This is a genomic window from Proteiniphilum sp. UBA1028 (genome assembly GCF_002316955.1).
Lineage (GTDB): Bacteria > Bacteroidota > Bacteroidia > Bacteroidales > Dysgonomonadaceae > Proteiniphilum.
On sequence record NZ_DCEN01000058.1, the window covers coordinates 6240 to 6506 of the forward strand.

Below are 267 nucleotides of genomic sequence, written 5' to 3' on the forward strand. Positions count from 1 at the left end.
TATGAGAACATGTTGGCAATTTATCGGCCTGTTTTTCCTCCTTTCATTGACAGTACAATCGCAAAACAAAGGGGACGAACAAGGTATGGCCATCCTGGAGAAGCTACAGTTACCACAAGATAAAGAAGCCGTGGCAGAGGCCTACGCAACCTGGTGGACAAAATCACAGGAAAATCTCGGCCAACGCATGGAGTGGTATGCCGATGCAAAATTCGGGTGCTTTATCCATTGGGGTGTCTATTCCGTTCCTGCAGGAATGTGGGAAGG

At 47.9% G+C, this 267-nt stretch carries 1 protein-coding gene; it reads left to right on the top strand.

Annotated elements, in window-relative coordinates:
- Position 1: 1 nt before the first annotated feature.
- Positions 2-267 (top strand): alpha-L-fucosidase (locus B3Z75_RS10555; protein ID WP_294071376.1); only part of this gene is annotated, 266 nt, incomplete at its 3' end.